Source organism: Roseibium algicola, from assembly GCF_001999245.1.
GTDB lineage: Bacteria > Pseudomonadota > Alphaproteobacteria > Rhizobiales > Stappiaceae > Roseibium > Roseibium algicola.
In genome coordinates, this window is the sequence record NZ_CP019630.1 from 2,508,566 (window position 1) to 2,530,626 (window position 22,061).

The 22,061-nt window shown below is 61.1% G+C and carries 25 protein-coding genes; 13 read left to right on the forward strand and 12 right to left on the reverse strand.

Annotation, left to right across the window (positions count from 1 at the left end):
• Positions 1-54 precede the first annotated feature (54 nt).
• Complete coding sequence (locus B0E33_RS11660; protein ID WP_023002317.1) at positions 55-477, forward strand: GNAT family N-acetyltransferase; 423 nt, start codon at positions 55-57, stop codon at positions 475-477.
• Positions 478-577: 100 nt separating this feature from the next.
• Positions 578-1,045 (forward strand): DUF1203 domain-containing protein, encoded by a 468-nt coding sequence (locus B0E33_RS11665; protein ID WP_077291310.1) that lies wholly within the window; start codon positions 578-580, stop codon positions 1,043-1,045.
• Here the strand turns inward: B0E33_RS11665 and B0E33_RS11670 are convergent, their stop codons facing one another.
• A complete protein-coding gene (locus tag B0E33_RS11670; protein WP_208997801.1) occupies positions 1,046-1,693 on the reverse strand; it encodes a pyridoxamine 5'-phosphate oxidase family protein in 648 nt (215 codons plus the stop codon).
• Here B0E33_RS11670 and B0E33_RS31110 point away from each other — a divergent pair.
• From B0E33_RS31110 to B0E33_RS11680, 3 genes are read left to right on the forward strand one after another with little or no spacing between them, the layout of a single operon-like run.
• Positions 1,692-1,871, forward strand: coding sequence for a hypothetical protein (locus B0E33_RS31110; protein WP_162493103.1), 180 nt, complete (start codon positions 1,692-1,694; stop codon positions 1,869-1,871). The two genes, B0E33_RS11670 and B0E33_RS31110, sit on opposite strands and share 2 nt — an antisense overlap.
• 47 nt (positions 1,872-1,918) lie before the next feature.
• Positions 1,919-2,764 carry an isocitrate lyase/PEP mutase family protein gene (locus B0E33_RS11675; protein WP_075284142.1) on the forward strand — a complete coding sequence of 282 codons (846 nt, stop codon included), beginning with the start codon at positions 1,919-1,921 and terminating at the stop codon, positions 2,762-2,764.
• A 6-nt stretch (positions 2,765-2,770) separates the two neighbouring features.
• The gene (locus B0E33_RS11680; protein WP_077291311.1) at positions 2,771-3,235 is read left to right on the forward strand and encodes a GNAT family N-acetyltransferase; all 465 of its coding nucleotides are present in this window, start codon (positions 2,771-2,773) and stop codon (positions 3,233-3,235) included.
• Positions 3,236-3,342: 107 nt separating this feature from the next.
• On the opposite strand, the gene rsgA is transcribed toward B0E33_RS11680, so the two are convergent.
• Together rsgA and B0E33_RS11690 are read right to left on the reverse strand one after the other, a co-directional pair.
• Entirely contained in the window at positions 3,343-4,437 is a 1,095-nt protein-coding gene (rsgA, locus tag B0E33_RS11685) for a ribosome small subunit-dependent GTPase A (protein WP_077291312.1), read from the reverse strand.
• A 199-nt stretch (positions 4,438-4,636) separates the two neighbouring features.
• A complete protein-coding gene (locus B0E33_RS11690; protein ID WP_075284145.1) occupies positions 4,637-5,806 on the reverse strand; it encodes a citrate/2-methylcitrate synthase in 1,170 nt (389 codons plus the stop codon).
• A gap of 76 nt (positions 5,807-5,882) precedes the next feature.
• Between B0E33_RS11690 and B0E33_RS11695 the strand changes: the two genes are divergently transcribed.
• Complete coding sequence (locus B0E33_RS11695; protein WP_077293245.1) at positions 5,883-6,986, forward strand: citrate synthase/methylcitrate synthase; 1,104 nt, start codon at positions 5,883-5,885, stop codon at positions 6,984-6,986.
• Positions 6,987-7,007: 21 nt separating this feature from the next.
• Here B0E33_RS11695 and B0E33_RS11700 read toward each other — a convergent pair whose 3' ends face one another.
• The gene (locus B0E33_RS11700; RefSeq protein ID WP_077291313.1) at positions 7,008-7,946 is read right to left on the reverse strand and encodes a LysR family transcriptional regulator; all 939 of its coding nucleotides are present in this window, start codon (positions 7,944-7,946) and stop codon (positions 7,008-7,010) included.
• Between the two features lie 149 nt (positions 7,947-8,095).
• On the opposite strand from B0E33_RS11700, the gene B0E33_RS11705 reads away from it, so the two are divergent.
• From B0E33_RS11705 to B0E33_RS11715, 3 genes are read left to right on the forward strand one after another with little or no spacing between them, the layout of a single operon-like run.
• Positions 8,096-9,271, forward strand: a complete 1,176-nt coding sequence (locus tag B0E33_RS11705; protein ID WP_077291314.1) for a cytochrome P450 — start codon at positions 8,096-8,098, stop codon at positions 9,269-9,271.
• A 50-nt stretch (positions 9,272-9,321) separates the two neighbouring features.
• Positions 9,322-9,645, forward strand: coding sequence for a 2Fe-2S iron-sulfur cluster-binding protein (locus B0E33_RS11710; RefSeq protein WP_062485787.1), 324 nt, complete (start codon positions 9,322-9,324; stop codon positions 9,643-9,645).
• A 29-nt stretch (positions 9,646-9,674) separates the two neighbouring features.
• Positions 9,675-10,742, forward strand: coding sequence for a TRAP transporter substrate-binding protein (locus tag B0E33_RS11715; RefSeq protein ID WP_228148085.1), 1,068 nt, complete (start codon positions 9,675-9,677; stop codon positions 10,740-10,742).
• 160 nt (positions 10,743-10,902) lie between these two features.
• Here B0E33_RS11715 and B0E33_RS11720 read toward each other — a convergent pair whose 3' ends face one another.
• Positions 10,903-11,646: a tellurite resistance TerB family protein gene (locus B0E33_RS11720; protein ID WP_075284149.1), complete on the reverse strand. Its 744-nt coding sequence runs from the start codon at positions 11,644-11,646 to the stop codon at positions 10,903-10,905.
• A 151-nt stretch (positions 11,647-11,797) separates the two neighbouring features.
• Here B0E33_RS11720 and B0E33_RS11725 point away from each other — a divergent pair, with 151 nt between their 5' ends.
• Positions 11,798-12,337 carry a hypothetical protein gene (locus B0E33_RS11725; protein ID WP_145903837.1) on the forward strand — a complete coding sequence of 180 codons (540 nt, stop codon included), beginning with the start codon at positions 11,798-11,800 and terminating at the stop codon, positions 12,335-12,337.
• Between the two features lie 4 nt (positions 12,338-12,341).
• Here B0E33_RS11725 and B0E33_RS11730 read toward each other — a convergent pair whose 3' ends face one another.
• A complete protein-coding gene (locus B0E33_RS11730; RefSeq protein WP_023002331.1) occupies positions 12,342-12,809 on the reverse strand; it encodes an Lrp/AsnC family transcriptional regulator in 468 nt (155 codons plus the stop codon).
• A gap of 127 nt (positions 12,810-12,936) precedes the next feature.
• Here B0E33_RS11730 and hppD point away from each other — a divergent pair, with 127 nt between their 5' ends.
• Positions 12,937-14,049, forward strand: coding sequence for a 4-hydroxyphenylpyruvate dioxygenase (gene hppD, locus B0E33_RS11735; RefSeq protein ID WP_023002332.1), 1,113 nt, complete (start codon positions 12,937-12,939; stop codon positions 14,047-14,049).
• A 541-nt stretch (positions 14,050-14,590) separates the two neighbouring features.
• On the opposite strand, the gene B0E33_RS11740 is transcribed toward hppD, so the two are convergent.
• From B0E33_RS11740 to rsmI, 4 genes are all read right to left on the reverse strand, one after another.
• Positions 14,591-14,920, reverse strand: coding sequence for an antibiotic biosynthesis monooxygenase family protein (locus B0E33_RS11740; RefSeq protein ID WP_023002333.1), 330 nt, complete (start codon positions 14,918-14,920; stop codon positions 14,591-14,593).
• 97 nt (positions 14,921-15,017) lie between these two features.
• On the reverse strand, positions 15,018-15,962 hold the full coding sequence (gene gshB, locus B0E33_RS11745) for a glutathione synthase (protein ID WP_077291315.1): 945 nt from the start codon (positions 15,960-15,962) through the stop codon (positions 15,018-15,020).
• A gap of 369 nt (positions 15,963-16,331) precedes the next feature.
• The gene (locus B0E33_RS11750) at positions 16,332-16,736 is read right to left on the reverse strand and encodes a YraN family protein (RefSeq protein WP_077291316.1); all 405 of its coding nucleotides are present in this window, start codon (positions 16,734-16,736) and stop codon (positions 16,332-16,334) included.
• Positions 16,736-17,650: a 16S rRNA (cytidine(1402)-2'-O)-methyltransferase gene (gene rsmI / locus B0E33_RS11755; protein WP_077293249.1), complete on the reverse strand. Its 915-nt coding sequence runs from the start codon at positions 17,648-17,650 to the stop codon at positions 16,736-16,738. Before rsmI ends, B0E33_RS11750 begins: the two co-directional genes overlap by 1 nt.
• Positions 17,651-17,839: 189 nt before the next feature.
• Here rsmI and B0E33_RS11760 point away from each other — a divergent pair, with 189 nt between their 5' ends.
• Positions 17,840-19,063 carry a penicillin-binding protein activator gene (locus B0E33_RS11760; protein WP_023014453.1) on the forward strand — a complete coding sequence of 408 codons (1,224 nt, stop codon included), beginning with the start codon at positions 17,840-17,842 and terminating at the stop codon, positions 19,061-19,063.
• A 36-nt stretch (positions 19,064-19,099) separates the two neighbouring features.
• Positions 19,100-20,326, forward strand: a complete 1,227-nt coding sequence (coaBC, locus tag B0E33_RS11765) for a bifunctional phosphopantothenoylcysteine decarboxylase/phosphopantothenate--cysteine ligase CoaBC (protein WP_077291317.1) — start codon at positions 19,100-19,102, stop codon at positions 20,324-20,326.
• Positions 20,327-20,460: 134 nt separating this feature from the next.
• Here coaBC and B0E33_RS11770 read toward each other — a convergent pair whose 3' ends face one another.
• Complete coding sequence (locus B0E33_RS11770) at positions 20,461-21,249, reverse strand: DODA-type extradiol aromatic ring-opening family dioxygenase (protein WP_023002340.1); 789 nt, start codon at positions 21,247-21,249, stop codon at positions 20,461-20,463.
• A 226-nt stretch (positions 21,250-21,475) separates the two neighbouring features.
• The gene (locus B0E33_RS11775; protein WP_077291318.1) at positions 21,476-22,057 is read right to left on the reverse strand and encodes an OmpA family protein; all 582 of its coding nucleotides are present in this window, start codon (positions 22,055-22,057) and stop codon (positions 21,476-21,478) included.
• Between the last annotated feature and the right edge of the window lie 4 nt (positions 22,058-22,061).

Consider the following 22,061-nt stretch of genomic DNA (forward strand, 5'->3'; position numbering starts at 1 on the left):
GCGATCGGCTAGGGTCGCGTTCCCTCCTTGTTGCAGCCGATTCCAGGACACTGCATGACAATCTCGCTGAAGACCCAGGTCCCCGACATCGATACCTATTTGCGCCTGCGGGTCGATTCCGGGCTGAGCGGCTACGGCAGGGACGCTGCGGAAATCGGGCTGAAGAACAGCCTGTTTTGCGTGATGCTATATGACGGTGATGAAGCGATCGGCATGGGGCGTCTCATCGGTGACGGCGGCTGTTTTGTCCAGGTAACGGATATCGCGGTTTTGCCCGCCTACCAGGGGCAGGGCCTTGGCAAGCGCATCATGGCAGCCCTGACTGCCCATATCGAAAGCGCATTCCCGCCCTCGACCTATGTCAGCCTGATCGCCGATGTTCCGGCCAATGCGCTTTATGCCCAATTCGGCTTTGAAGAAACCGCGCCGGTTTCCCTGGGTATGGCACGCCGGGCAGGTGTCAAAAACCCGGCCTGAAAGACCGGCAGCGGGAAAATATTTTCCCGCTCGCAAATCGGGTCGTTTGGGCGTTTTGAGCCGCCTAGGGTCTTCTCACAACCATTGAGGAGACAACACCATGTTTCAGATCGAGCCTCTTCCCGCCACCGAGTTTGCACATTTGAGCAGCCTGAGTGACACGGAACTCGCGCAGAAGGGCATTCAGGTGCACATTTCGGACGGCGCGTTTCCCTGCCGTGTGTCACTTGCCGATGCAGCCCCGGGTACCCGGGTTTACCTGCTCAATTTCGAGCATCAACCAGGCGAAACGCCCTACCGCTCCCAGCATGCGATCTTTGTCGCCGATGGCGCGAAGGAAAACCATCCGGCCCCGGACACGATCCCGGAAGTCGTGGCAAAGCGCCTGCTGTCGGCACGAGCCTTCAACCGGGCCCACGAGATGATCGACGCGGAAGTCGTTGAAGGCCGTGAGCTGGAAGGTGTCATCCGGACGTTCTTCGACAATCCGCAAGTCGACTACATTCACCTGCATTTTGCTCGCCGCGGCTGCTACGCGGCAAGGGTTTCACGCACCGCATGGACCTGATCAATAAAGCCTGAGCAAGCCTTCGGAGGTGGCTTCTTCCAGAAGCGCCTCCGGGGTCTGTTTCAGCTTGCCATGCCGGATCATCGCATCGCCGATGTCGCCCAGGTCATCAGCGTTACGCCAGCTTTCCGGTTGCCAGATCTTCGAGCGGACCATGGCCTTCGGGCAATGCATGAATGCCCGGGTGATCTCCACTGCCAGCGCCATCGCCGGCTGTTTGCCCTCCACCTGCATCCGCTCCAGCAACCAGGCATCCCGGACGATGCGGGCTCTGCCCGACACCCTCAAGGTCTCGCCCTTGCCCGGGATCAGGAAAATAAGTCCGACGCGCGGGTCCTTCAGCAGGTTGTGGTAGCTGTCGAGGCGGCGGTTACCGGGGCGGTCGGGGATCGCCAGCACTGTGTCGCTCAAGACGGTGACAAAACCGGCCGGGTCCCCCTTGGGACTCACATCGATCACGCCCTCCGGATCGACCGTCGCGATCAGGCAGAAGGGAGATCGTGCAATGAACTGCCTGCAAAGGTCGTCCAGTGCCTTGATCTCCTTTACCCTCACCTTTTCGGGCGCGGTTCCGGCATGGGCTTCGAGCTGGTCAACCGTTGTTATCGGGTCGTTGAAATCTGAAAGTGTCGTGGGATCTTCCGGCATGGCAACCTCCCTGGATCTGCCTGCTGGCGCTTTCACCATCAAACGGCGCTGCGAACGCAAAGACAAGGCGTTTCGCTGGAATCACGGTTTTTCCAAACTGGCGCCCCGATTCTGGCTAAACTGGATCTTACCTGAGCAACATCGCACCCATCATAAAGGGATCGCATTGCCGATTTAAACTTTAACGGTAATCTTTGCGAAATACACCTCAAGGGAGATCCGGCCATGCCGACCGCAGCCAAACGCCGTGCCGCCTTCAAAGCTCTTCACGAAAAAGGGCGTGCTTTCCTGATGCCGAATCCCTTCGATATCGGCACAGCCCGCATCCTCGACGGGTTGCGGTTTGACGCGATGGCCACGTCCAGCGCCGGATATGCCTGGACGCAAGGCGTGAAGGATGCCGAAGGGCTGATCACGCGCGACGATGCGCTCGGACATGCCGCTGACATCATTGCCGCGACCAGCGTGCCGGTGAACGGTGACCTGGAGAACGGGTTCGGCGACAGCCCGGACGATGTGGTGGCAACGGTCAAGGGGGCGATCGAGGTTGGCCTCGCCGGCTGCTCCATCGAGGATTACACGACCGATCCGAAACATCCCTACTACGATCTGGAGCTGGCGGTGGAGCGGATCAAGGCGGCGGTGGATGCCAAGAACCGGCTGGCTCCGGATTTCGTCCTGACTGCCCGCAGTGAAGGGCCCGTCCAGACGCAGCATGAACTTGACGAGACGATCAAGCGCCTTAACGCCTTTGCAGAGGCGGGTGCCGATTGCGTCTATGCACCGGAGCTGAAGGACAAGGAACAGATTGCCGCCGTTCTGGCCGCCGTGAAAGCGCCGATGAACGTCCTGGCCGGGCGCAAGAACTTCCACCTGACCCGCAAGGAACTGGGCGACATGGGCGTTACGCGTGTCTCCATCGGGGCAGGTCTGGCACGGCTTGCCTACCGGGCCTTCATTGCTGCTGCCGAAGACATGAAAGACGGTGGCACGTTCGGCTGTTTCGACAGGACCGAAACCATGCCGGAAGGAATTCCCGATTTTGAATCCTTCATGAAAACAAGGCCCTGATCCGTAATGGACGCCTCACAGGTTTCCGAAGGCCTTGACCAGGCGAACCTGGGTGATGCAGTCGCGATGACCGAACTCGCGCGGCGGGCCTATGCGCATTATATCCCGGTCATCAACGCTGTCCCCGTGCCAATGACCGCCGATTATGCCGCGCATATCCGGCGGGACGACGTCTGGGTGCTCCGCTCCGGCACCTCTCTTGCCGCCAGCCTTGTTCTGATCCGGCATCCGGACCATCTCCTGATCGAAAGCATTGCCGTTGATCCGGAAGAGCAGGGCAAGGGCCGTGGCAGGCAGCTGCTCGACTGGGCGCGGCGGCGCGCAGCGGACTTCGGGCTGAGCGAAATCCGGCTCTATACTAACGTACTCATGACCGAAAACCGGGCCTGGTACCAGCGTGCGGGTTTCGCGGAAACCCATCAGGAACAGCGCGGCGACAAGCGGATCGTCCACATGCGGCTGACACTGTGACCAAGCTGCTTGCCAACTCCGGGTGCGCTGGAAAGCATTGATCCGGGGCCGGGCAGAGCCCGGCCCCGGATGTCAGCAGCTACGTAAGCCTTGGCCTTCCAGACCCGCTACTCCAGGCCCCAGGTTTTCTGCTTCTTCTGCTTCATGACGCTTCGGACCATCTTGCCGAATGCCCGGTCCTTGGACCTGCGCTCCGCCAGACTTGCAGAGTTGAAGGCTTCTTCCGCCTTCAGCTTTCGCCACCTGTTCAGCCGGCCAGGTTCCAGGGTGCCGTCCGCCAGCGCGGCCTGAACGGCGCAACCGGGCTCCGTTTCGTGCCGGCAGTCAGTGAAGCGGCAACGGGATGCCAGCTCGTTCAGATCCGAGAACAGATCATCGATCCCGGCTGCCACATCCGTCAGCTGCAGTTCACGCATGCCCGGTGTATCCAGCACCAGACAACCGCCTGGAACCACGTGAAGTTGCCGGTGGGTCGTCGTGTGACGGCCCTTGGCATCGTCTTCGCGAATAGCCTGAGTGGCTATGTCCTCGGTGCCTGAAAGCGCGTTCGTTAGCGTCGACTTGCCGACGCCCGAAGAGCCAAGGAAAGCAACTGTTTTGCCCGGCTTGCACCAGGCCGCGAGTTTCAGGCCCGGCTCATCGCCACGCGCGTCCAGCGTCACGACCGGAACCGAGTTCGAAATCGTCCGAGCCTGATCGACATAGTTTTCCGGATCGCTCGCCAGATCCGACTTGGTCAGGACGATCACCGGATCGATACCGGCTTCGAACGCAAGGGCGATGTACCGCTCCAGCCGGGCAATATTGAAGTCCTGATTGCAGGAAGACACCACGAACACCGTGTCGATGTTGGCTGCAATCAGCTGGATCTGTCGATCGGTTCCGGGTGCACGGCGTTTGAGCAGGCTCTGTCGCTCCAGCACCCGGCTTGACGGCGGATGAGCGCGGTCCAGCAGCAACCAGTCGCCTACCGTGGCGTTCCTGACAGGCAGGATCGCTTCGTCAAGCCCTTCGCCGACCACGTGAAACGCGTTTCGATGGACCTCGACAACACGGACGGGCGGTGTTGCCGTCAGCTCGTCGGAGCTGATCTGTTGTGCAAAATAGGGCTGCCAGCCAAGTGAAAGAAGTCGTGAAGTGTTTTTGTCCGGCCCATCGTTTTTAGGGCGTGCGGGAAAGAAGTCGGAATAGTTCCGTACCATTGGATTGTCTCGTGATTTAAACACACGTCATCGGGCGCCCGCCAAGGCACCGGTTCATGTATTCAAGGCTCTCTGATCTTCAGAGAGCCTGCTCACGCAATCTCTGACATCCAATCTCCATGGGACGCACCTCGAAGGTGCCCGTTACAAGTAGTCGCAAAGACGCCCCGATACAAGCATCCCGCAAATGTGACCAGGCTTATTCCGGACGCTCGCCAACATAGGCGGCCCGCGGGCGGATCTGTTCCGGCGCCGCGTATTGCTCCAGCGCATGAGCGATCCATCCGGTCATGCGGGCAGCGCAGAAGATGATCTTTCCGGCGTCCTTCGGCAGGTCATAGGTCTTTTGTGTGGCCGCCAGGGCAAGATCGATGTTCGGCGCTTCACCGAACAGGTCACGCGCGACCGTAATCAAACCCGGCAGACGCTGGACGAAGGGGTGCGCGGGCTCGCTGCGGTAAAGCACGTCGAGCAGGCATGCGGCGCGCGGATCCGGCCCGCGGTAGATCGTGTGACCGAAGCCGGGCAGGGGCTCGCCCCGGCTCAACCGGTCCGAAAGCAGGGTCTCTATATCGGTGTCCGGCCCGACATCGGACAGCCATGCCGTTGTCCTGTCGGATGCAGCACCGTGGCGCGGGCCGGCAAAAGCCCCCAGACCGGAAATGAGGGCTGCGTGGAGGGGCGCCCGGGTGGAGGCAGCGCAGCGCGTCGCGAAGGCACTGGTGTTGAGCTCGTGGTCGGCACACAGGATCAGCGCCGCCCGGATCACGTTCTTCGCCGAAGACGACACGCCGAAAGCGTTGGCAATCTGCGTGTGGATCGGCACGTCGACCGGATCTGCGTTGAGGAGAGCTGCAACCGCGTAGCGCAGCAGGGCAGCGCCTTTCACTTGCAGAAGCTTGGGTGCCTGCGTGTAGGCCGCCTTGTCCTGCAGCGGCCAGGCGGCAAGCGCGACCATCAGCCTGTCCAGCGGCGCAAGCCCCTCTGGCAGGTTGGGCGGGGGCAATGGAGCGCTTTCGGCAAACGGGTCTTCCTGCGACGCCCAGAGCAGGGTGGCCACCGTTTCAAGCGTGGAGGTTTGCGCCAGATCGACCGCGGGCCGGCCACGATAGACCGGACCGGCTTCCGAAATCAGCGTCAGTTCTGTTTCCAGCACCGGGTCGCCGGTCAGGGGCCGCGCACCGGAGTAGTCGTCGGCAGCCTTGCGGCCTTTCATGCGGCGCACATCCACCGCGTCGTAGCGGCGCTGCTTGCCCGGGCCGGCAACGGAATTGATCAGCCCCCGGCTGACATAGGCGTAGAGGGTTGCCGGCTGAACACCAAGTTCGGCGGCGGCTTCACGGGCGGACAGGTAGATCGGCTTGCTCATACATTGATTTTAATTATCAACATTGATCAATGCAATCTTCTCTTTCTATCTGACCGGGAAAGAAAAGGAGATAGCCATGACCGAAGCGCCGAACCCCGCCCGGATGACGCCTGACCCGATTGCCGGTTTGGAGGGCGTTGTTGCCGCCACCACCATGCTCAGCCATGTCGACGGCCAAAAGGGTGTCCTCATCCTCTATGGCCGCCATATCGAAGATCTGGCCGGCAAGCTGAGCTTCGAGGAGGCCGTCCGGCATCTGTGGCAGGATTTCCAGATGCCTGAGGCCTCGTCCCTGCGTGAGGCTTTCGGTGAAGCCCGGAGGGCCGCCTTTGCCGTCATGCCGGTTCTTGAAGCTGCGCCTTCCAGCCTCGGCGTTTATGAACGCATGCAGCTGGGCCTGGCTGCCTTGCCGATGTCCACCGGCCTGCCCGACTCGATTGCGATCAGCGGCGCATTGCCCGTCTTTCTGGCTGCGTCGCACCGGATTGCCAGGGGACAGACGCCGATCGCACCGGACAGCACCCTGGAGACCGCAACCGATCTTCTGCGCATGCTGACGGGCGCGCTGCCGCCTGCCGACCATGCCGCCGCGCTCAACCGCTATCTGGTGACAATCCTGGATCACGGGCTGAACGCTTCCACCTTCACGGCGCGCGTGATCGGCTCGACCCAGGCGAACCTGAAACAGGCCGTTGTTGGTGCGATGGGCGCCCTCAGCGGGCCGCTGCATGGCGGCGCGCCGGGCCCTGTGCTGGACATGATCGATGCTATCGGCCGTCCGGAAAACGCAGCTGCCTGGATCGGCGAAGCCTTGGCACGCAAGGAGCGGCTGATGGGATTCGGTCACCGGATCTACAGGACAAGGGATCCGCGCGCGGACGTCCTGAAGGCAGGGCTGCGCCTGCTTGGGCCTGAGAACCCAAAAGTGCGTCTGGCGGAGGAGATCGAACAGGCAGCGCTTGCCGCACTGAAAACTGCCAAGCCCGACCGGCCGCTGGAAACCAACGTGGAGTTCTATACCGCCGTCCTGCTGGACGCGATCGGCATCGACCGGACCCTGTTCACGCCGCTGTTTGCCGTCGGCCGGACACCGGGCTGGTGCGCCCATGTCCTGGAACAGCAGGAAACCGGCAAATTGATCCGGCCATCGTCGCATTATGTCGGGCCGAGCCCCGCGTGACGGAGACCAGCTGAAAGCTTGTTACCGCGAGATACCCAGCCCGGAAGACGGATCATCCGCCTTCCGGGCGCGTGTGTTCAGCCGGTAGACCATGTCGCGCACCCACATGTGCAGCGGTGCGCGGTGGTTGAGCGTGGTCCACACGAGGCTGATTGTCACCGACGTTTCCACCGGGCAGGGAACCACATGAAGTCCATCCGCAACTGATCTGGACAGCCGTTCCGGCACCGTGGCGACGAGGTTCGATCCGGCAACCAGACGCTCCAGCCCGGCCGGGCTCGGCACGCGCAGGGCGACTTTCAAGTCCTTGTTCATGCGCTCAAGCTCGATGATGTAGCGCGACCGCCACTGGCCGCCGTAGGTGACGAGCACGTGGTCGAGATCCAGATAATCGTCCAGGCTCAGTGCCGCTCCGGCTTTCGGGTGCTCCGGATCGAGCAGGCAGACGTAGCGATCCTGATAGAGGTCGCGCCTGTAGAAATGCGGGTCCGACCGTTCGAACGGACCAAGCAGGAGATCCGCCTCATTGCGCAGCAGTCGCTCGTGACCGATCCCCGACGCATCGATGATCTCCAGGTCCAGGTTAGGCGCTTCGCGCTTCAGAAAATGAACGATTTCCGGAATGATCAGCACGCGTTCATAGAAGTTGCAGGCGATGGTGAAGGTCTGCGCCGCCGTCTTCGGATCGAAATCCGGCGGAGCGACCAGTTGCCGGAACTCGGCCGTCAACCGTTTGGCCTGATGGACGATATCTTCGCAGCGTTGTGTCGGGTGGAGCCGACGAGCCTGGCGGACGAACAGCGGATCCTGAAACACGTCCCGCAGCTTGTTGATCGTGTAGCTGACCGCTGACTGATTGACGCCGAGTTCTTCCGCCGCACGCGTGAACGAACGGAGCTGGTGCACCCAGACCAGGACCTGCAGCGCCCGAAAATCGACTTCCAACGGATCGCCCGGCATCGGCAAATTCCCCCCGGATCCGGCAAGAACACTCGCCACGATTTGTAAAATCAAAAAATTCAATGACAACTATAAAGTCAATCGTATTGCTTGATTTTATTCTGCCCGCTTAACCTGCCGTCAGTGCCGGATTTGGGAGGAGAAGGCAGATGGCGGTCGCACCTGTCGACGAAACGCTGACGCTTGCGGACCTGACGCGCGACCCCTATCCGATCTACAAGCGGATGCGGGCCGAAACGCCGATCGTTCAGGTTCCGGCGGCAAACCGTATCTTTCTGACCAAGGCGAAACACACCAAGATGGTGAAGGACGACCCCGAGCTTTACAGTTCGGACGATCCTGTCACACCGATGCGGCGCGCCTTTCTGGCCCACACGCTGATGCGCAAGGACGGCGAGGAACACCGGCGCGAGCGCATGGCCATGCAGCCGGCTTTCTCGCCCAAGGTCATCAAGACAGACTGGGCCGATCTCTACCGCAAGATTGCCGCGGAGTATCTCGACCGGCTGCCACGAGGCGAAACGGTCGACCTTTTCACCGACCTGTGCGGACCGGTGGCGGCACGGATCCTCGCGCACATCCTGGGTCTCGACGAAGTCGGCGACGCCGACATGCAGCGCTGGTCGCAGGTGCTGATCGACGGCGCCGGCAATTTCGGCTTCGCGGATGAACCATTTGCCCGGTCTGATGCGGCCAATGCCGAAATGGATGCCGTGTTCGACAGCCTGATTGCCCGGCATCTGGCAGAGCCCAACAACTCCGCGTTCTCCGTCATGCTGAATGCCCGCGACCCGATCCCCAGAAGCCAGATCTACGCCAACATCAAGATTGCCATCGGTGGCGGCATCAACGAGCCGCGCGATGCGCTGGCAACCATCATCTATGGCCTGCTGACAAATCCGGACCAGCTTGAGGAAGTGAAGCGGCAGGACACCTGGGCGGATGCATTCGAGGAAGGTGTCCGCTGGGTCGCGCCGATCCAGGCGTCGTCTCGCCGGGCGACGCGGGATCTGGAAATCGACGGCATCGACATTCCCGAAGGCGTGACGCTGATGACCATCCAGGCCTCGGCCAATCGCGACGAGGATCTCTACGAGGACGGCGAATCCTTCAACGTCTTTCGAAAGAAAGCGCCGCATCAGGCCTTCGGCAGCGGCCCGCACCATTGTGCCGGCGCCCATATCTCGCGGCGAACTGTCGGGGAGATCATGCTGCCGATGCTGTTCGAACGGTTCTCCGGCATGACGCTGGACAAGCCCGAAGACGTTGTCTGGAGCGGTTTCGGTTTCCGTGGCCCCCTGAACCTGCCCGTCAAACTGAGCTGACAAAAAGAAACCAACCGGGCCGGGTTAGAGCCGGCTGAAAGGAAAACCGCATGGTGCAGATCACCTTCGTCCAGCCGAACGGCAGCCGGAAGACCATAGATGCGAGCGAAGGGGCGAGCGTCATGGAAACGGCTGTCAGCCACGGGGTCGATGGCATCTTTGCCGAATGCGGCGGGGCCATGATGTGCGCCACCTGCCATTGCTACGTGGACGAGGCGTGGAGCGACAAGACCGGCGCGCGCACGGACGGCGAGGAAATCATGCTGGAATGCGCAGCCGCAGACTTGCGCGAAACATCCCGCCTGTCCTGCCAGATCAGGCTGACCGGTGCGCTCGACGGACTGGTGGTGCATCTGCCGGACGAGCAGGCGTGAGGAAACGATTTCGAACAAGGGAGGAAACCATGTCGAAGTACCGGATGATGAGATCGGTGGCCGCAGGTGCGTTCACCGCGGGAGCGGTTGCCGTAGCCGCGCTTTCGCTAAGCCTTACGGCGGGCCAGGCCGTGGCAGCGGAGGTCACGCTGCGGCTGCACCAGATGCTGCCGGCGCAAGCCAGTGTACCGAAGAACATCCTTGAACCGTGGATGGCCAGGATCGAGGAAGAATCGGGCGGGCGGATCGAGTTCCAGCATTTCCCCGCCATGCAGCTTGGCGGCAAGCCGCCGGAACTGGTCGACCAGGCCATCGACGGCATCGCCGACATCGTCTGGACCTTGCCTGGCTATACGCCCGGCCGCTTTCCAAGGACGGAAGTCTTCGAACTGCCCTTCGTCATGACCAATGCCGAGGCCGTGTCGCGTGCCTTCTGGCAACTGGCGGAAGAAACCATGCTGGACCAGGACTTCAAGGACATGAAGGTTCTGGGGCTCTGGGTGCATGGACCCGGGCTGATCCACTCCAAGGACCCGATCGACTCGCTCGACGACCTGAACGGCGTGAAGCTGCGGGCGCCGACGCGGGTGACCAACGACATGTTCAGTTCACTCGGGGCAACACCTGTCGGCATGCCTGTGCCGGCGGTTCCGGAAGCCCTGTCCAAGGGCGTTATCGATGCCACCGTGGTGCCGTGGGAGGTGACCGGCGCACTCAAGATCAACGAACTCGTCAGCAACCACACGGATTTCGGTGACGATGCTCTTTACACGGCAACCTTCGTGCTGGGCATGAACCGGGCGGCCTATGACGGACTGCCCGACGACCTGAAGGCGATCATCGACAAGAACTCCGGTCTTGAACTGTCCGGATTCGCAGGTGGCCAGATGCAGCGGGACGATGCCAAACCTCGCGACGAAGCGATCGAGAAGGGGGCGACGATGATTGTCCTTCCACCGGAAGAAGTTGCCCGCTGGAAGGAAGCCTCGGCACCGACGATTGAAAAATGGGTGGCCGAAATGGACGAGAAAGGCATGGACGGCACAGGGCTTTACAAGCGCGCCATCGAGCTGATCGAGGAGAACACCGGGAAATAGCCGGCCAGGGGTGGTGTGCGGCTCCCCCACAGGGCTGCGTGCCTTTAGGCTCGCTTCGCGGCTTGCCTTTTCGACGGCCGCGCGGCATGTGCCGGTTATTCAGGGCGTCCCGTGATCTGTGGTCACGGGGCGCCCGATTTTATTTACGCCGTTTTGCCGGTCATCCCGCCATTTGCGCTTCGCGAACGGCGTATTCGATCTCCTGAACGAGGCCGTCCTCCAGACCAAGCCGGGCAGCGAGCATCTGCAGGTAGGCCTTTTCCGCCGGGTGATCCGGATCGATGGCAAGACGCGACGCGGCGTAGATTTCGGCCGCAGTCTCCTCACAGGTTGCACTGGCCACGACCTTGTCCAGATCAAGCGGCGAGCGCAATTCGTCCATCAGGAACGCCTTCGCCTCGCTGTCCAGTCCGGCCTCGTCGATCTTGTCGAAAATCCGGTCCTGTTCGTCGCGATCAATATGACCGTCGGCCTTTGCGGCGGAGATCATTGCCGTCAACAAAGCGATTGCGGCCTGATGTTCGCCGCCCGGATGCTCACACGGATCGAAGGCGGTGCCGCGCGGTGCTTCCAGCGGGATCGGATCATCGGCCGGATACTGTGGACGCGGTGCATTCTGCTGATTGGCCTTGTGGCCCTGGTAGGCCTTGTAGGCAAGGCCGGCAACCAGTGCGAGGCCGCCGTAGGTGACTGCCTTCTTGCCGAGCTTGCGTCCGCTCTTGCTGCCAAGCATGAGACCGGCCAGGCTGCCGAGTGCCAGACCGCCACCCTGGGACGACAGAAAATCCTTGCCCTGGGACAGGAGATCACCGGATCCACCCTTGCGGGCAGTCCCGCGCTGGCCGGGTTGACCACCGCCCTGGGTCCCCAGAAACTGATCCAGCAAGGATTTTGCGTCGAACATATTCGGCTCCTTAAAATTGCCGCGTGAAGCGGTTTAAATCACGGTTGCACTATCAAATGGGATTTTCTGCAAGGGACGCAAGTTTGCGTTACACTCGGTCACCCTTCTCCAATCCACAATGCTTGTGTTCCAGGCCACAACGAGAACAATCTTGAACTTCCTCGCCTCAGTCCGCAGTCTTTCCCTACGATGCTGCCTCATCGCCGGGACTTTGGGGAGCGGGAGTGCGCATGCCCTGTCGCTGAACGACGAGGCCGATACCTACCGCAAGATCTGGCAGGAGGATCTGCTGAGCGCCTATTCGCGCACGCTTGCCGATGCAGGCGAAAGCACGACCGGCAATCTTTATGCCTTCAACATCAAGGGCTGCTCGCGTGAAGACGCGCCTGGAAGCCTGTTGTACATCCATGCGATCCAGGACCGCGGCCAGCCGCGCGGCAGCGAGTTTCCGACCTATGTCTTCACCTCGGGAACAAGGCAGGACAAACCGGAACTCGCATTCAAGACCTTTGCGGGAAAACGGATCTATCTCTCCGACACGATCACCTGTGAACCGGAGCGATGTCTTCTCTCCGGCAAGACCGGGTTTTCAGATGTCTGCCTGGCGGATCCATACGGCAACCCGGCACCGGATCTCAAAGGCCTGCGCAAGGATTTCTGGACCGATCTCATGGGCTGGCTGGGGCTTTGAGCGGTCATTTCAGCGGCAGCAGATTGTCGTCCTTCAAGGTTTCCATGGCAATGGACGAGCGCACATGATGGACCGCCTCCTGGGGTAGTAGCTCGTCGTTGATGATGTGGCTGAGCGCCTTCAGGTCCGGCACCACGATCTTCAGCATGTAATCGACATCGCCGGTCAGCGTGTGGGCCTCCTGCACTTCCGGCATGGCGGTCACCATGTTGCGGAACTTGCGGGCGTTTTCCCTGGAATGCGCGCCAAGTGTCACGCCGACATAGGCCGTCACCATCAGACCCAGGGCTTCCGGATCCAGTGCCGCCCGGTACCGGCGGATGATACCCGCTTCTTCCAGTTTCTGCCGCCGCCTGGAGACCTGGCTTGCGGACAGGCCGATCACGTCACCCAACTCCGCATTGGTGAGGGCGGCATTGTTCTGCAAGGCGGCGAGCAGCTTCACATCAAAGCCATCCAGCGCAATCGTCATGCGTCACTCCGAAATTTCCTGCATGTTTCGTGCATCATCTTACGCGAAAACACGTGGATTGCACACACACTGCGCGTCCTTCGCGGCATTCTGGTTTCAATGACCCGTTTTACCGAGGAGGACTTTCATGGGACCGTTCCCGCACGACGCGCCGCCGGCACAGATCACGTCTGAAAATCCGGCAGGGACCGATGGCTTCGAATTTGTCGAATTCGCCCATCCGGAACCGGAAAAGCTGGACGAACTGTTCCGCAAGATGGGCTACCTCCCCGTTGCAAAGCACAAGAGCAAGAACATCACGCTCTATCGCCAGGGTGACGTCACATACGTGCTGAATGCCGAACCGGGCAGCTTCGGCATGAAGTTCGTGGACACGCACGGCCCGTGCGCGCCTGCCATGGCCTGGCGCGTCGTCGATGCGCAAAAGGCGTTCGAGCATGCGGTTGCCAAGGGCGCGACGCCTTATGAAGGCGACGACAAGACCCTGGACGTTCCGGCAATTGTCGGCATCGGCGGCTCGCTGCTTTATTTCGTGGATACCTACGGCGCCAAAGGCTCGGCCTATTCCAGGGAATTCAACTGGCTGGGCGAGTTCGACCCGAAGCCGCAGGGCGTCGGTTTCTACTATCTCGATCACCTCACCCACAACGTCTATCGCGGCAACATGGACAAGTGGTGGGACTTCTATCGCGACCTGTTCAACTTCAAGCAGATCCATTTCTTCGACATCGACGGTCGGATCACCGGTCTCGTCAGCCGTGCGATCACCAGCCCTTGCGGCAAGATCCGTATTCCGCTGAACGAATCCAAGGACGATACCAGCCAGATCGAGGAATACCTGAAGAAGTACAACGGCGAAGGCATCCAGCACATTGCTGTCGGCACGGACAACATCTACCAGAGCACGGACCTTCTGGCGGACAACGGCCTGAAATTCATGCCCGGCCCGCCGGAAACCTATTACGAGATGTCCCATGCCCGGGTGAACGGCCACGACGAGCCGATCGAGCGGATGAAGCGCCACGGCATCCTGATCGATGGTGAGGGTGTGATCGACGGCGGCATGACCAAGATCCTGCTGCAGATCTTCTCCAAGACCGTGATCGGCCCGATCTTCTTCGAGTTCATCCAGCGCAAGGGTGACGAAGGATTTGGCGAAGGCAATTTCCGCGCCCTGTTCGAATCGATCGAGGAAGACCAGATCCGCCGCGGCGTCATCAAGACTGAAGCAGCCGAATAATCCCACTTGCAGGTTGCTTCTGAAAGGCCGCTGTCCTTCGGGAAAGCGGCCTTTGTTTTGCCCTGCGGGCCAGATTATTCTTTTTCCGATGCAGCAAAGCCCGGACCCGGCTCAGGACTTGATCTTGTTTGCACGGCCCGAGGGAGTGGCCGCCCTGCCAAGCGACATGCCCCAGGGGAACACGAAAAGTCACGCCATTTCCGGGTGTTGCGCCTCGCTGACAGCGCGATCCGGGGTTTCAGCGGGTATCAATGGAAAAAAATCTTGAGCGTCCTTGGCCGGATTAATCCCGTATTTTCAATACGATAACGACAGCCTGAAGTAGAAACTTGAAAAATTTCACGTGAATCACGTTTTTCCAAGGAACGATTCCATGTGGAACGGGTTTTACATACAGAGGCTGCCGAGTAGGCCCTCTGTTGCATTGTCTAAGCACAAACTCTTTATACCTCCGCACCCCCATGCGGAGGTTTTTTTTGCCTTGGCGCGGGCTGTGCGCGCGACCTCCGCATGCGGGTATTCCCGTTCGTACCGTCAGACATCAGACAGCGTTCATGTTCGCCATGACTGCCTTTGCACCGATTTGCTTCAGGAAGGCCTGCGGGTCGAATGCGACCTTGCGGTATTCATCGGCAATCCGGGCTTTCGCCTCCAGAAAGACCTCTTCGTTCTGCCATTCGACAAAGGTGACGAATTTTGCCATCCCCTCGCCGGAAGGTTGCTCAAGCACAAGGTTCTGGCGGCACCCTTCGATGTTCTGAAGCAGGCCGCGAATGACATTGAGCCGTTCCAGCAGAACGTCTCGCGCCTCAAGCGGCACTTCAAAGCGGTCGACGCGGTAGATAGGCCGGGATTCCGTGTCCGATTTCATGCTTTTCTCCTTGGGATTTGAAAGGAGAGAAAGCTCTACAACCTCAACTTAAATTGAGGTCAAGCGGATATTCGAACTGGCTGGCGGGAAGGGCTGATCAGCCCTCCACCTTCGCTTCCAGCACGTCCCAGACCATGCCAGCCACATCCGGTCCGCCGAGATTGCGGATGGCGCGGATGCCTGTGGGGGCGGTGACGTTGATTTCTGTCAGGTTGCCGTCGATGACATCGATCCCCACCAGGATCAGGCCCTTCTCCTTCAGCGAAGGCCCGAGGCGCGCACAGATCTCGCGTTCGCGCTCGGTCAGCTCACTGTCGGTCGGCGCACCGCCCCGCACCATGTTGGAGCGCAGGTCGCCCGCGGCCGGAACGCGGTTGACCGCACCGGCGAACTGGCCATCAACCAGCAGGATGCGCTTGTCGCCGTGCTTCACATTGGGCAGAAACTGCTGGATGACCCAGGGCTCGCGGAAGGTCGCGGCAAAGAAGTCGTAGAGCGAACCGTAGTTGAGGTCGTCCTGGGTGATGCGGAAGACGGCCGCGCCACCATGGCCGAACAGCGGCTTCATGACGATGTCGCCGTATTCCTTCCGGAACAGATCGATTTCCGACTTGTCCTTGGTGATCAGGGTCGGCGGCATCAGGTCGGCGAATTCGGTCACGAACAGCTTTTCCGGCGCGTTGCGAACGGCTGCAGGATCGTTGACCACCAGAGTGTCCGGATGGATCTTTTCCAGAATATGGGTCGCAGCGATGTAGGAGAGGTCAAACGGCGGATCCTGGCGCATCAGCACCACGTCCATCTCGCGCATGTTGAACCGGCTCTTTTCACCCAATGTGAAGTGGTCACCCTTCACATCGCGCACTTCGATCGGCTCCAGCGCGCAGAACACTTCGTCACCGCGCATCGCCAGACGGTCGGGCGTGTAGTGATAAAGTTCATGTCCGCGAGACTGTGCTTCCAGCATCATTGCGAAGGCGCTGTCGCCGGCAATGTTGATGGACGAAACATGGTCCATCTGGACCGCAACTTTCAAAGCCATGAGGCAACTCCCGGCGGGCGGCGCCGCGTGAGCGCCTTTGGGATTTTCAGAACGATTGGTCCAGATATGCGGTGCGCAGTCGGCTTTGTCCAGAGGGGGAGGTCAGAAGGATCCGAGTTCGGTTCCTGTGGCTCCGGGCACCGGCAAATGAGGTGAAGTCTCCCGGCCATAGTCAGCGTCACCCCGGCGACCGACGGGAGACCCGGGGCCTGTTCGTTTCAAGAGCGCTCCCAAGGTGACGCAAACATCCGGGACATTGAGACAACTGTGAGCAAGCAGGGCAGCGAGCAAGCCCCGGATCCGCGCTGCGCTTGTCCGGCGTGACGCCGAAGGTGAATTTTCTCGGCAGCCGAAAAATTGCGCCCCGAACTACTCCCAGGCCTGAAACGCATTCACGATCCGCTCGGGCAACGCGCGGGGTCGGACGACGATAATATCGAAGCGCAGGGTGAAGAACCCGGCCTTCGGGTGTTCCGTGACGAAGATCTTCGCGGCACGCGAGATGCGCTTCTGGCTGGCGGGCGTGACGGCTTCCAGCGCCGCCTGCCGCGATTTGCGGGCCTTGACCTCGATGAAGGCGACTGTCTTGCGCCGTTTGGCGATGAGGTCGATCTCGCCAGCCTTTGTCTTGTAGCGGCGCTTGAGAATGCGCCAGCCGGTGAGGCGCAGGTACCAGGCGGCAAGGGTTTCGGCAGAAAGGCCCAGGGCATGTGCCCGGCGGCGGCGATCGGTTTCTGCCGGTTGCCTTCCGGCTCCGTCGGGACGACGTGCCATCAGGCGTCGTCCGCCTTCAGTTCCAGCGCGCGCTTATAGACCTCGTTGCGGTCAAGCCCCGTCGCTTTCGAGATTTTCTTGGCCGCGGCACTGACCGGCATTTCGGTGAGCGCCTCACTCAGCAAGGCATCCAGATCGTCCACCTCGGCTTCCGGCTTGTCTTCCGGCGGACCGACGAGAATGACGATTTCACCCTTGACCTGCCGGCCCTCGAACCGGGTGCTCAGGTCTTCCAGAGTGCCACGCTCGAAGGTTTCGAACCGCTTGGTCAGTTCGCGCGCAACGACGGCTTCGCGGCCGGGGCCGAGCAGTTCCGCCATCAGCGCCAGGGTCGCGGCGGTGCGGTGGGGCGATTCAAAGAAAATCAGCGTCGAAGGCACCTTGGCCAGCTCTTCCAGCCGCCGGGACTTCGGGCCTCTCTTTTGAGGCAGGAAGCCGGCGAAAAGCACCGTGTCGCTCGGCAGACCCGCGGCGACAAGGCCAGCCAGCGGGGCCGACGCACCGGGGATCGGGATGACTTTATGCCCTTCTGCGACCACATCACGCACCAGCCGGTAGCCCGGGTCGGAAACCAGAGGCGTGCCAGCATCAGACACCAGCGCCACGGCGCGGCCTTCCGCCAGAGCTTCCAGGATCTTCGGCCGCTGCTTGTCGGCATTGTGTTCGTGATAGGGGAGAAGCGGCGTCTTCAGCGAAAACCGCTGGGTGAGCGTTGCCGTGACCCGCGTATCCTCGCAAGCGATTACGCTTGCTGCAGCAAGCGTTTCCAGGGCCCTGACGGTGATATCACCGAGGTTGCCGATCGGCGTGGACACGATGTAGAGCGCGGGTTCCAGATTGGGTGCAGTGAAGACATGTTCGGAGAGGCTGTAGCGGTTCTTGTCCGCAGCCGGCCCGGCTGTTTCCTTGACCATGTCGCCTTTCCTCTTGTCCGCCGCGAATTGCAGCATCGGCCCCGTTTGCGCCCTTGCGCTAGCCTTTCAATACAACCGATGCAAGGCAAATCCACCGTTGATCGGGCCGATATGCCATTGAAAGGCCACTAAATCTTTACAGGCCTGTAGCGAATACGTAAGTCTTTCCCAAAGGGTGAACCAACAAATATGGCAAGTGCAAGACGGGGCGACATCGTGCAACAGCACAGACGTGTTTTCTTGAAAACGGCGCTGGCTGGAGCCAGCACGATGTTGCTGGGTGGCTGCATGGGGTCCACGCTCGGCTCTCTGCCGGGTGACCAGATCCAGCCAAGTGCCCAGCCGCAACCGACTGGTGAAATCATCGGCACGGGCGGGGTGCGCATCGGATTGCTGTTGCCATTGGCAAGCTCCGACGGCAATGCCTCCATCGGTACGGTTTTCAAGAACGCCGCCTCACTGGCGCTGCAGAACTTCCCGAGCGCGGATGTGCAGTTGCTGGTGAAAGATACCGGCGGCACGTCCGAAGGCGGACGCGCGGCAGCGCAGGCTGCCATTTCGGAAGGCGCGGAACTTATCCTTGGCCCGGTGTTCTCACCTGCGGTATCCGGCGCTGCGCAGGCTGCGCGGGCAACCGGCGTTCCGGTCATTGCCTTCTCTACCGACACCTCCGTCGCATCCCGGGGCGTCTATCTGCTCAGCTTCCTGCCGGAAAGCGACGTGAAACGGGTCGTCGGCTATGCCAACAGCCAGAAGAGACATTCCTATACCGCCCTGATCCCCGAAGGCTCCTATGGTGCCATCGTCGAGGCGGCGTTCCGCCAGGAAGTCGGCCGCGGAGCAGGCAGGATCGCATCGATCCAGCGCTATTCCATGAACGGATCGGACACATCCGATCTTGTTGCCAAGACCACGGCGCTGAAATCGGTTCTGAACAATGCAGACGCCCTGTTCGTACCGGCCGGGGGCGGTGTGCCGGCAGTTGTCGTGCAGACCCTGGTCAGCCAGGGCGCCAATCTGGGCAATGTGAAATTGCTCGGGACCGGACAGTGGGACTCTCCCCAGGTCAAGAACAACCCGGTGCTTGCCGGTGCCTGGTTCGCCGGGCCGGAGGACAAGGGTTTCCTGGCCTTTGCCCAACGCTACCAGAGCATCTATGGCTCCGCGCCGCCGCGCAATGCCAGCCTGGTCTATGATGGTGTCACGCTGGCCGCAGGCCTGATCCGCTCCGCCGGACAGCAGCGCTTCCAGCAGAACATCATCACAAACCGCGATGGCTTCATCGGCATTGACGGATTGTTCCGCTTCCAATCCAATGGCCTCAACCAGCGGGGCCTTGCCGTCTATCAGATCACCGGGCAGGGCACACAGGTGATTTCTCCGGCACCACGGGATTTCCGCACCGGATTCTGATCTTATCCGCCGACACCCTAGGAGTGCTGAGTTAAGATGCTGAGCGGCAAACAGATCGTCCTGATCATCAGCGGCGGTATCGCTGCCTACAAGTCCCTTGACCTGATCCGCAGGCTGAAGGAACGCGGCGCCCGGGTGATCCCGGTGATGACGAAAGGCGCGCAAGAATTCATCACGCCTCTGGCTGCCGGGGCTCTGGCCGCGGAAACCGTCTTCACCGACCTGTTCGACCGGCAGGCCGAACACGACGTCGGCCACATCCGCCTGGCCCGCGACCACGACCTGATCCTGATAGCGCCCGCCACCGCCGATCTGATGGCCAAGATGGCCCACGGGATTACCGACGATCTGGCGACAGCGGTTCTGCTGGCAACCGACAAGCCTGTTCTGGTTGCCCCTGCCATGAACCCGAAGATGTGGCAGCATGAGGCGACCAAGCGTAACCGGACGATACTCAAGGCGCGTGGCATTGCCTTTTGCGGCCCAGCATCCGGCGAAATGGCGGAAAGGGGCGAAGCCGGCACCGGCCGGATGAGCGAGCCGCTGGAGATCGTGGCAGCTGCCGAGGCCGTGCTGCGGGAAGAGGCGATCCGGGCTGGCAGCCTGCCGCTTGCCGGAAAACATGTTCTGATCACCTCAGGCCCGACCCATGAGCCGATCGACCCCGTCCGCTACATTGCCAACCGATCTTCCGGCAAGCAAGGCCATGCGCTGGCCCGCGCCGCCTATGAAGCGGGCGCTCGGGTAACGCTGGTATCCGGCCCGGTAACACTGCCGGACCCGGCCAATATCCATGTCATCCACGTGGAGTCCGCTTCCGCGATGTTGAAGGCGGTGGAAGGCAATCTGCCGGCGGATATCGCCATCATGGCCGCCGCCGTCGCCGACTGGCGTGTCGCGAGCGAGGGGGCCCAGAAGATCAAAAAGGATGGGACCGGCAAACCGCCCGCGCTGGAGCTGACGGAAAACCCGGACATTCTGGCGACTGTCGGTCATCATCCGGACCTGAGGCCAAAGTTGCTGATCGGCTTTGCCGCCGAGACGCAAAACCTGATCGACAATGCGCGTGGCAAGCTGGAACGCAAGAAGGCCGACTGGATCATCGCGAACGACGTCAGTCCGCAGACAGGCATCATGGGCGGCGACGCCAACACCATTCGCGTCGTCAGCCGTGACGGCGTCGAAGACTGGCCGGAAATGGACAAGGGTGAGGTAGCCCGCAGGATCATCGCCCGCGCAGCCGAGGCGCTCGGCTCGGACTGACCCGAGCCAGACATTTTCACTATCGTACGCGATGAAGGGCTCGAGCTTCTGACCGGCAGCTTTCTGCCTTGTTTCACCGAAACCGTTCTGCAAGCCTGCGCCCCTGCCGGAGCAGGGGCGGTCGATGGGGCTGGTCAGGCTGCGAAGCGGAAGTAGCTCATGCTGATGGAGCCGTACTCGTAGCTTCTATGGAGAAGCTGGGCCTTTGCATCCGTTCCGCCTGCGCCAAAGGCGAAGAACAGCGGCAGAAGGTGCTCGTCCGTCGGGTGGTTGCGGCGAAAGTTCGGAGCGCTCTGGATATCGTCGAAATATCCGATCGATCCGGACTTGAGGCCATCGTCCAGCCAGCGGTCGAAATCAGACGCCCACACAGGCGTTGGCGAGCCTTGCGGCCCGAATTCACGCAGGTTGTGCGTGGTGCTGCCGGACCCTGCCAGCAACACGCCCTTGTCCTTGAGCGGTGCCAGCGCCTGGCCGAGCGCATAGACGGATGCGGGCGTGCTGCCGTGCGGCAGAGACATCGCCACGACCGGAATGTCGGCATCCGGATAGGCAAGCGACAGCGGCACCCAGGCACCGTGATCAAGCCCCCAGTGACTGTCGAGTTCCACATCGTGGCCGGCAGCTTCCAGGAGGCGTGCCGCTTCGTCGACGTGATCCACATCGGCCTTTGCGGGATAGGAGATCTCGTAGAGCGGGCGCGGGAAACCGCGGAAGTCATGATAGGTCCGCAGCGGTCCCGGTGCCGACAGCTTCAAACCGTCTGTTTCCCAATGCGCGGACAGGATCAGGATTGCCTTGGGGCGTGGCTGGCTTGCGGCAAAACTCTTCAGGAACCGGCTGGCAGCGGTGTCTTCAAGTGCCAGGGTTGGCGCACCGTGAGCAAAAAAGACGGGCGAAATACGGTTTGGTGTAGCCGTCATGGGACCACTCCTCGGGAGAATTGTTTCTACCCGAGAAGATAAGCTATTCGGCCGGAAGGATTAGACCAGAAAGGGAAGAAGGCTCGTTCGACACATGTGAACAATCCCGGCCTTCGATTTCCACTGTTCAGCCATACCGCTTCCGCTTACGGGAGCGGTATGTGTCCTTGCTTGCCGGTATCAGGCGGGCTTCAGAACGCCTGGCCCAAACCCGCCCGAGCGGCCCTTACCTGTAACCCAGGTTGATCAGCTGAACGCGCCGGTTGATGGCGGCATCCGGCTTGGACGGATCGCGCAGCTGCTCCTCACCCAGGCCCACAGCGAAGAGATAGTCGCCCGGTACGCGGAATGTGGTCACCAGTGCTTCACGCACCGCCTGCGCGCGTTTCAGCGAAAGTTCCAGGTTATATTCGCGTGCACCCTTTGCATCCGTGTGACCGACGATGAAGAAAGTCTGCCCCTGCAGATAAGGCGTGTGCAGGGCATCCGCGATCAGGCCAACGGTTTCATAGGATTCCGGGCGAATGCGCGCGCTGTCGAAATCGAACGTGATTTCCACGTTGAACTGGCGCAAAGAGGCCAGCTTGTCGGCAAGCGGCAGAGTGTTGGGAGCGTTCGCACCCGGATATTTCTGGATATTCTCCAGCGCTGCCTTCTGCAGTTCGTCGGCCGTGAGGTCGACCTTCTGCTGGGCCCCCTGCAGGGAGTTGATGATCTCGTTGCGGCTCAGCTTGGTCTGGGCCACAAGGCCCGAAGCGGACACGGCGAGAAAGGCGGCCGACAAACCGGCCAGAAGCATCTTGTTCATGAAA

Coding starts and splice junctions, on each gene's coding strand:
- B0E33_RS11660 (WP_023002317.1), top strand. CDS start 55: ATGACAATCTCGCTGAAGACCCAGGTCCCCGACATCGATACCTATTTG.
- B0E33_RS11665 (WP_077291310.1), top strand. CDS start 578: ATGTTTCAGATCGAGCCTCTTCCCGCCACCGAGTTTGCACATTTGAGC.
- B0E33_RS31110 (WP_162493103.1), top strand. CDS start 1,692: ATGGCAACCTCCCTGGATCTGCCTGCTGGCGCTTTCACCATCAAACGG.
- B0E33_RS11670 (WP_208997801.1), bottom strand. CDS start 1,693: ATGCCGGAAGATCCCACGACACTTTCAGATTTCAACGACCCGATAACA.
- B0E33_RS11675 (WP_075284142.1), top strand. CDS start 1,919: ATGCCGACCGCAGCCAAACGCCGTGCCGCCTTCAAAGCTCTTCACGAA.
- B0E33_RS11680 (WP_077291311.1), top strand. CDS start 2,771: ATGGACGCCTCACAGGTTTCCGAAGGCCTTGACCAGGCGAACCTGGGT.
- rsgA (WP_077291312.1), bottom strand. CDS start 4,437: ATGGTACGGAACTATTCCGACTTCTTTCCCGCACGCCCTAAAAACGAT.
- B0E33_RS11690 (WP_075284145.1), bottom strand. CDS start 5,806: ATGAGCAAGCCGATCTACCTGTCCGCCCGTGAAGCCGCCGCCGAACTT.
- B0E33_RS11695 (WP_077293245.1), top strand. CDS start 5,883: ATGACCGAAGCGCCGAACCCCGCCCGGATGACGCCTGACCCGATTGCC.
- B0E33_RS11700 (WP_077291313.1), bottom strand. CDS start 7,946: ATGCCGGGCGATCCGTTGGAAGTCGATTTTCGGGCGCTGCAGGTCCTG.
- B0E33_RS11705 (WP_077291314.1), top strand. CDS start 8,096: ATGGCGGTCGCACCTGTCGACGAAACGCTGACGCTTGCGGACCTGACG.
- B0E33_RS11710 (WP_062485787.1), top strand. CDS start 9,322: ATGGTGCAGATCACCTTCGTCCAGCCGAACGGCAGCCGGAAGACCATA.
- B0E33_RS11715 (WP_228148085.1), top strand. CDS start 9,675: ATGTCGAAGTACCGGATGATGAGATCGGTGGCCGCAGGTGCGTTCACC.
- B0E33_RS11720 (WP_075284149.1), bottom strand. CDS start 11,646: ATGTTCGACGCAAAATCCTTGCTGGATCAGTTTCTGGGGACCCAGGGC.
- B0E33_RS11730 (WP_023002331.1), bottom strand. CDS start 12,809: ATGACGATTGCGCTGGATGGCTTTGATGTGAAGCTGCTCGCCGCCTTG.
- hppD (WP_023002332.1), top strand. CDS start 12,937: ATGGGACCGTTCCCGCACGACGCGCCGCCGGCACAGATCACGTCTGAA.
- B0E33_RS11740 (WP_023002333.1), bottom strand. CDS start 14,920: ATGAAATCGGACACGGAATCCCGGCCTATCTACCGCGTCGACCGCTTT.
- gshB (WP_077291315.1), bottom strand. CDS start 15,962: ATGGCTTTGAAAGTTGCGGTCCAGATGGACCATGTTTCGTCCATCAAC.
- B0E33_RS11750 (WP_077291316.1), bottom strand. CDS start 16,736: ATGGCACGTCGTCCCGACGGAGCCGGAAGGCAACCGGCAGAAACCGAT.
- rsmI (WP_077293249.1), bottom strand. CDS start 17,650: ATGGTCAAGGAAACAGCCGGGCCGGCTGCGGACAAGAACCGCTACAGC.
- B0E33_RS11760 (WP_023014453.1), top strand. CDS start 17,840: ATGGCAAGTGCAAGACGGGGCGACATCGTGCAACAGCACAGACGTGTT.
- coaBC (WP_077291317.1), top strand. CDS start 19,100: ATGCTGAGCGGCAAACAGATCGTCCTGATCATCAGCGGCGGTATCGCT.
- B0E33_RS11770 (WP_023002340.1), bottom strand. CDS start 21,249: ATGACGGCTACACCAAACCGTATTTCGCCCGTCTTTTTTGCTCACGGT.
- B0E33_RS11775 (WP_077291318.1), bottom strand. CDS start 22,057: ATGAACAAGATGCTTCTGGCCGGTTTGTCGGCCGCCTTTCTCGCCGTG.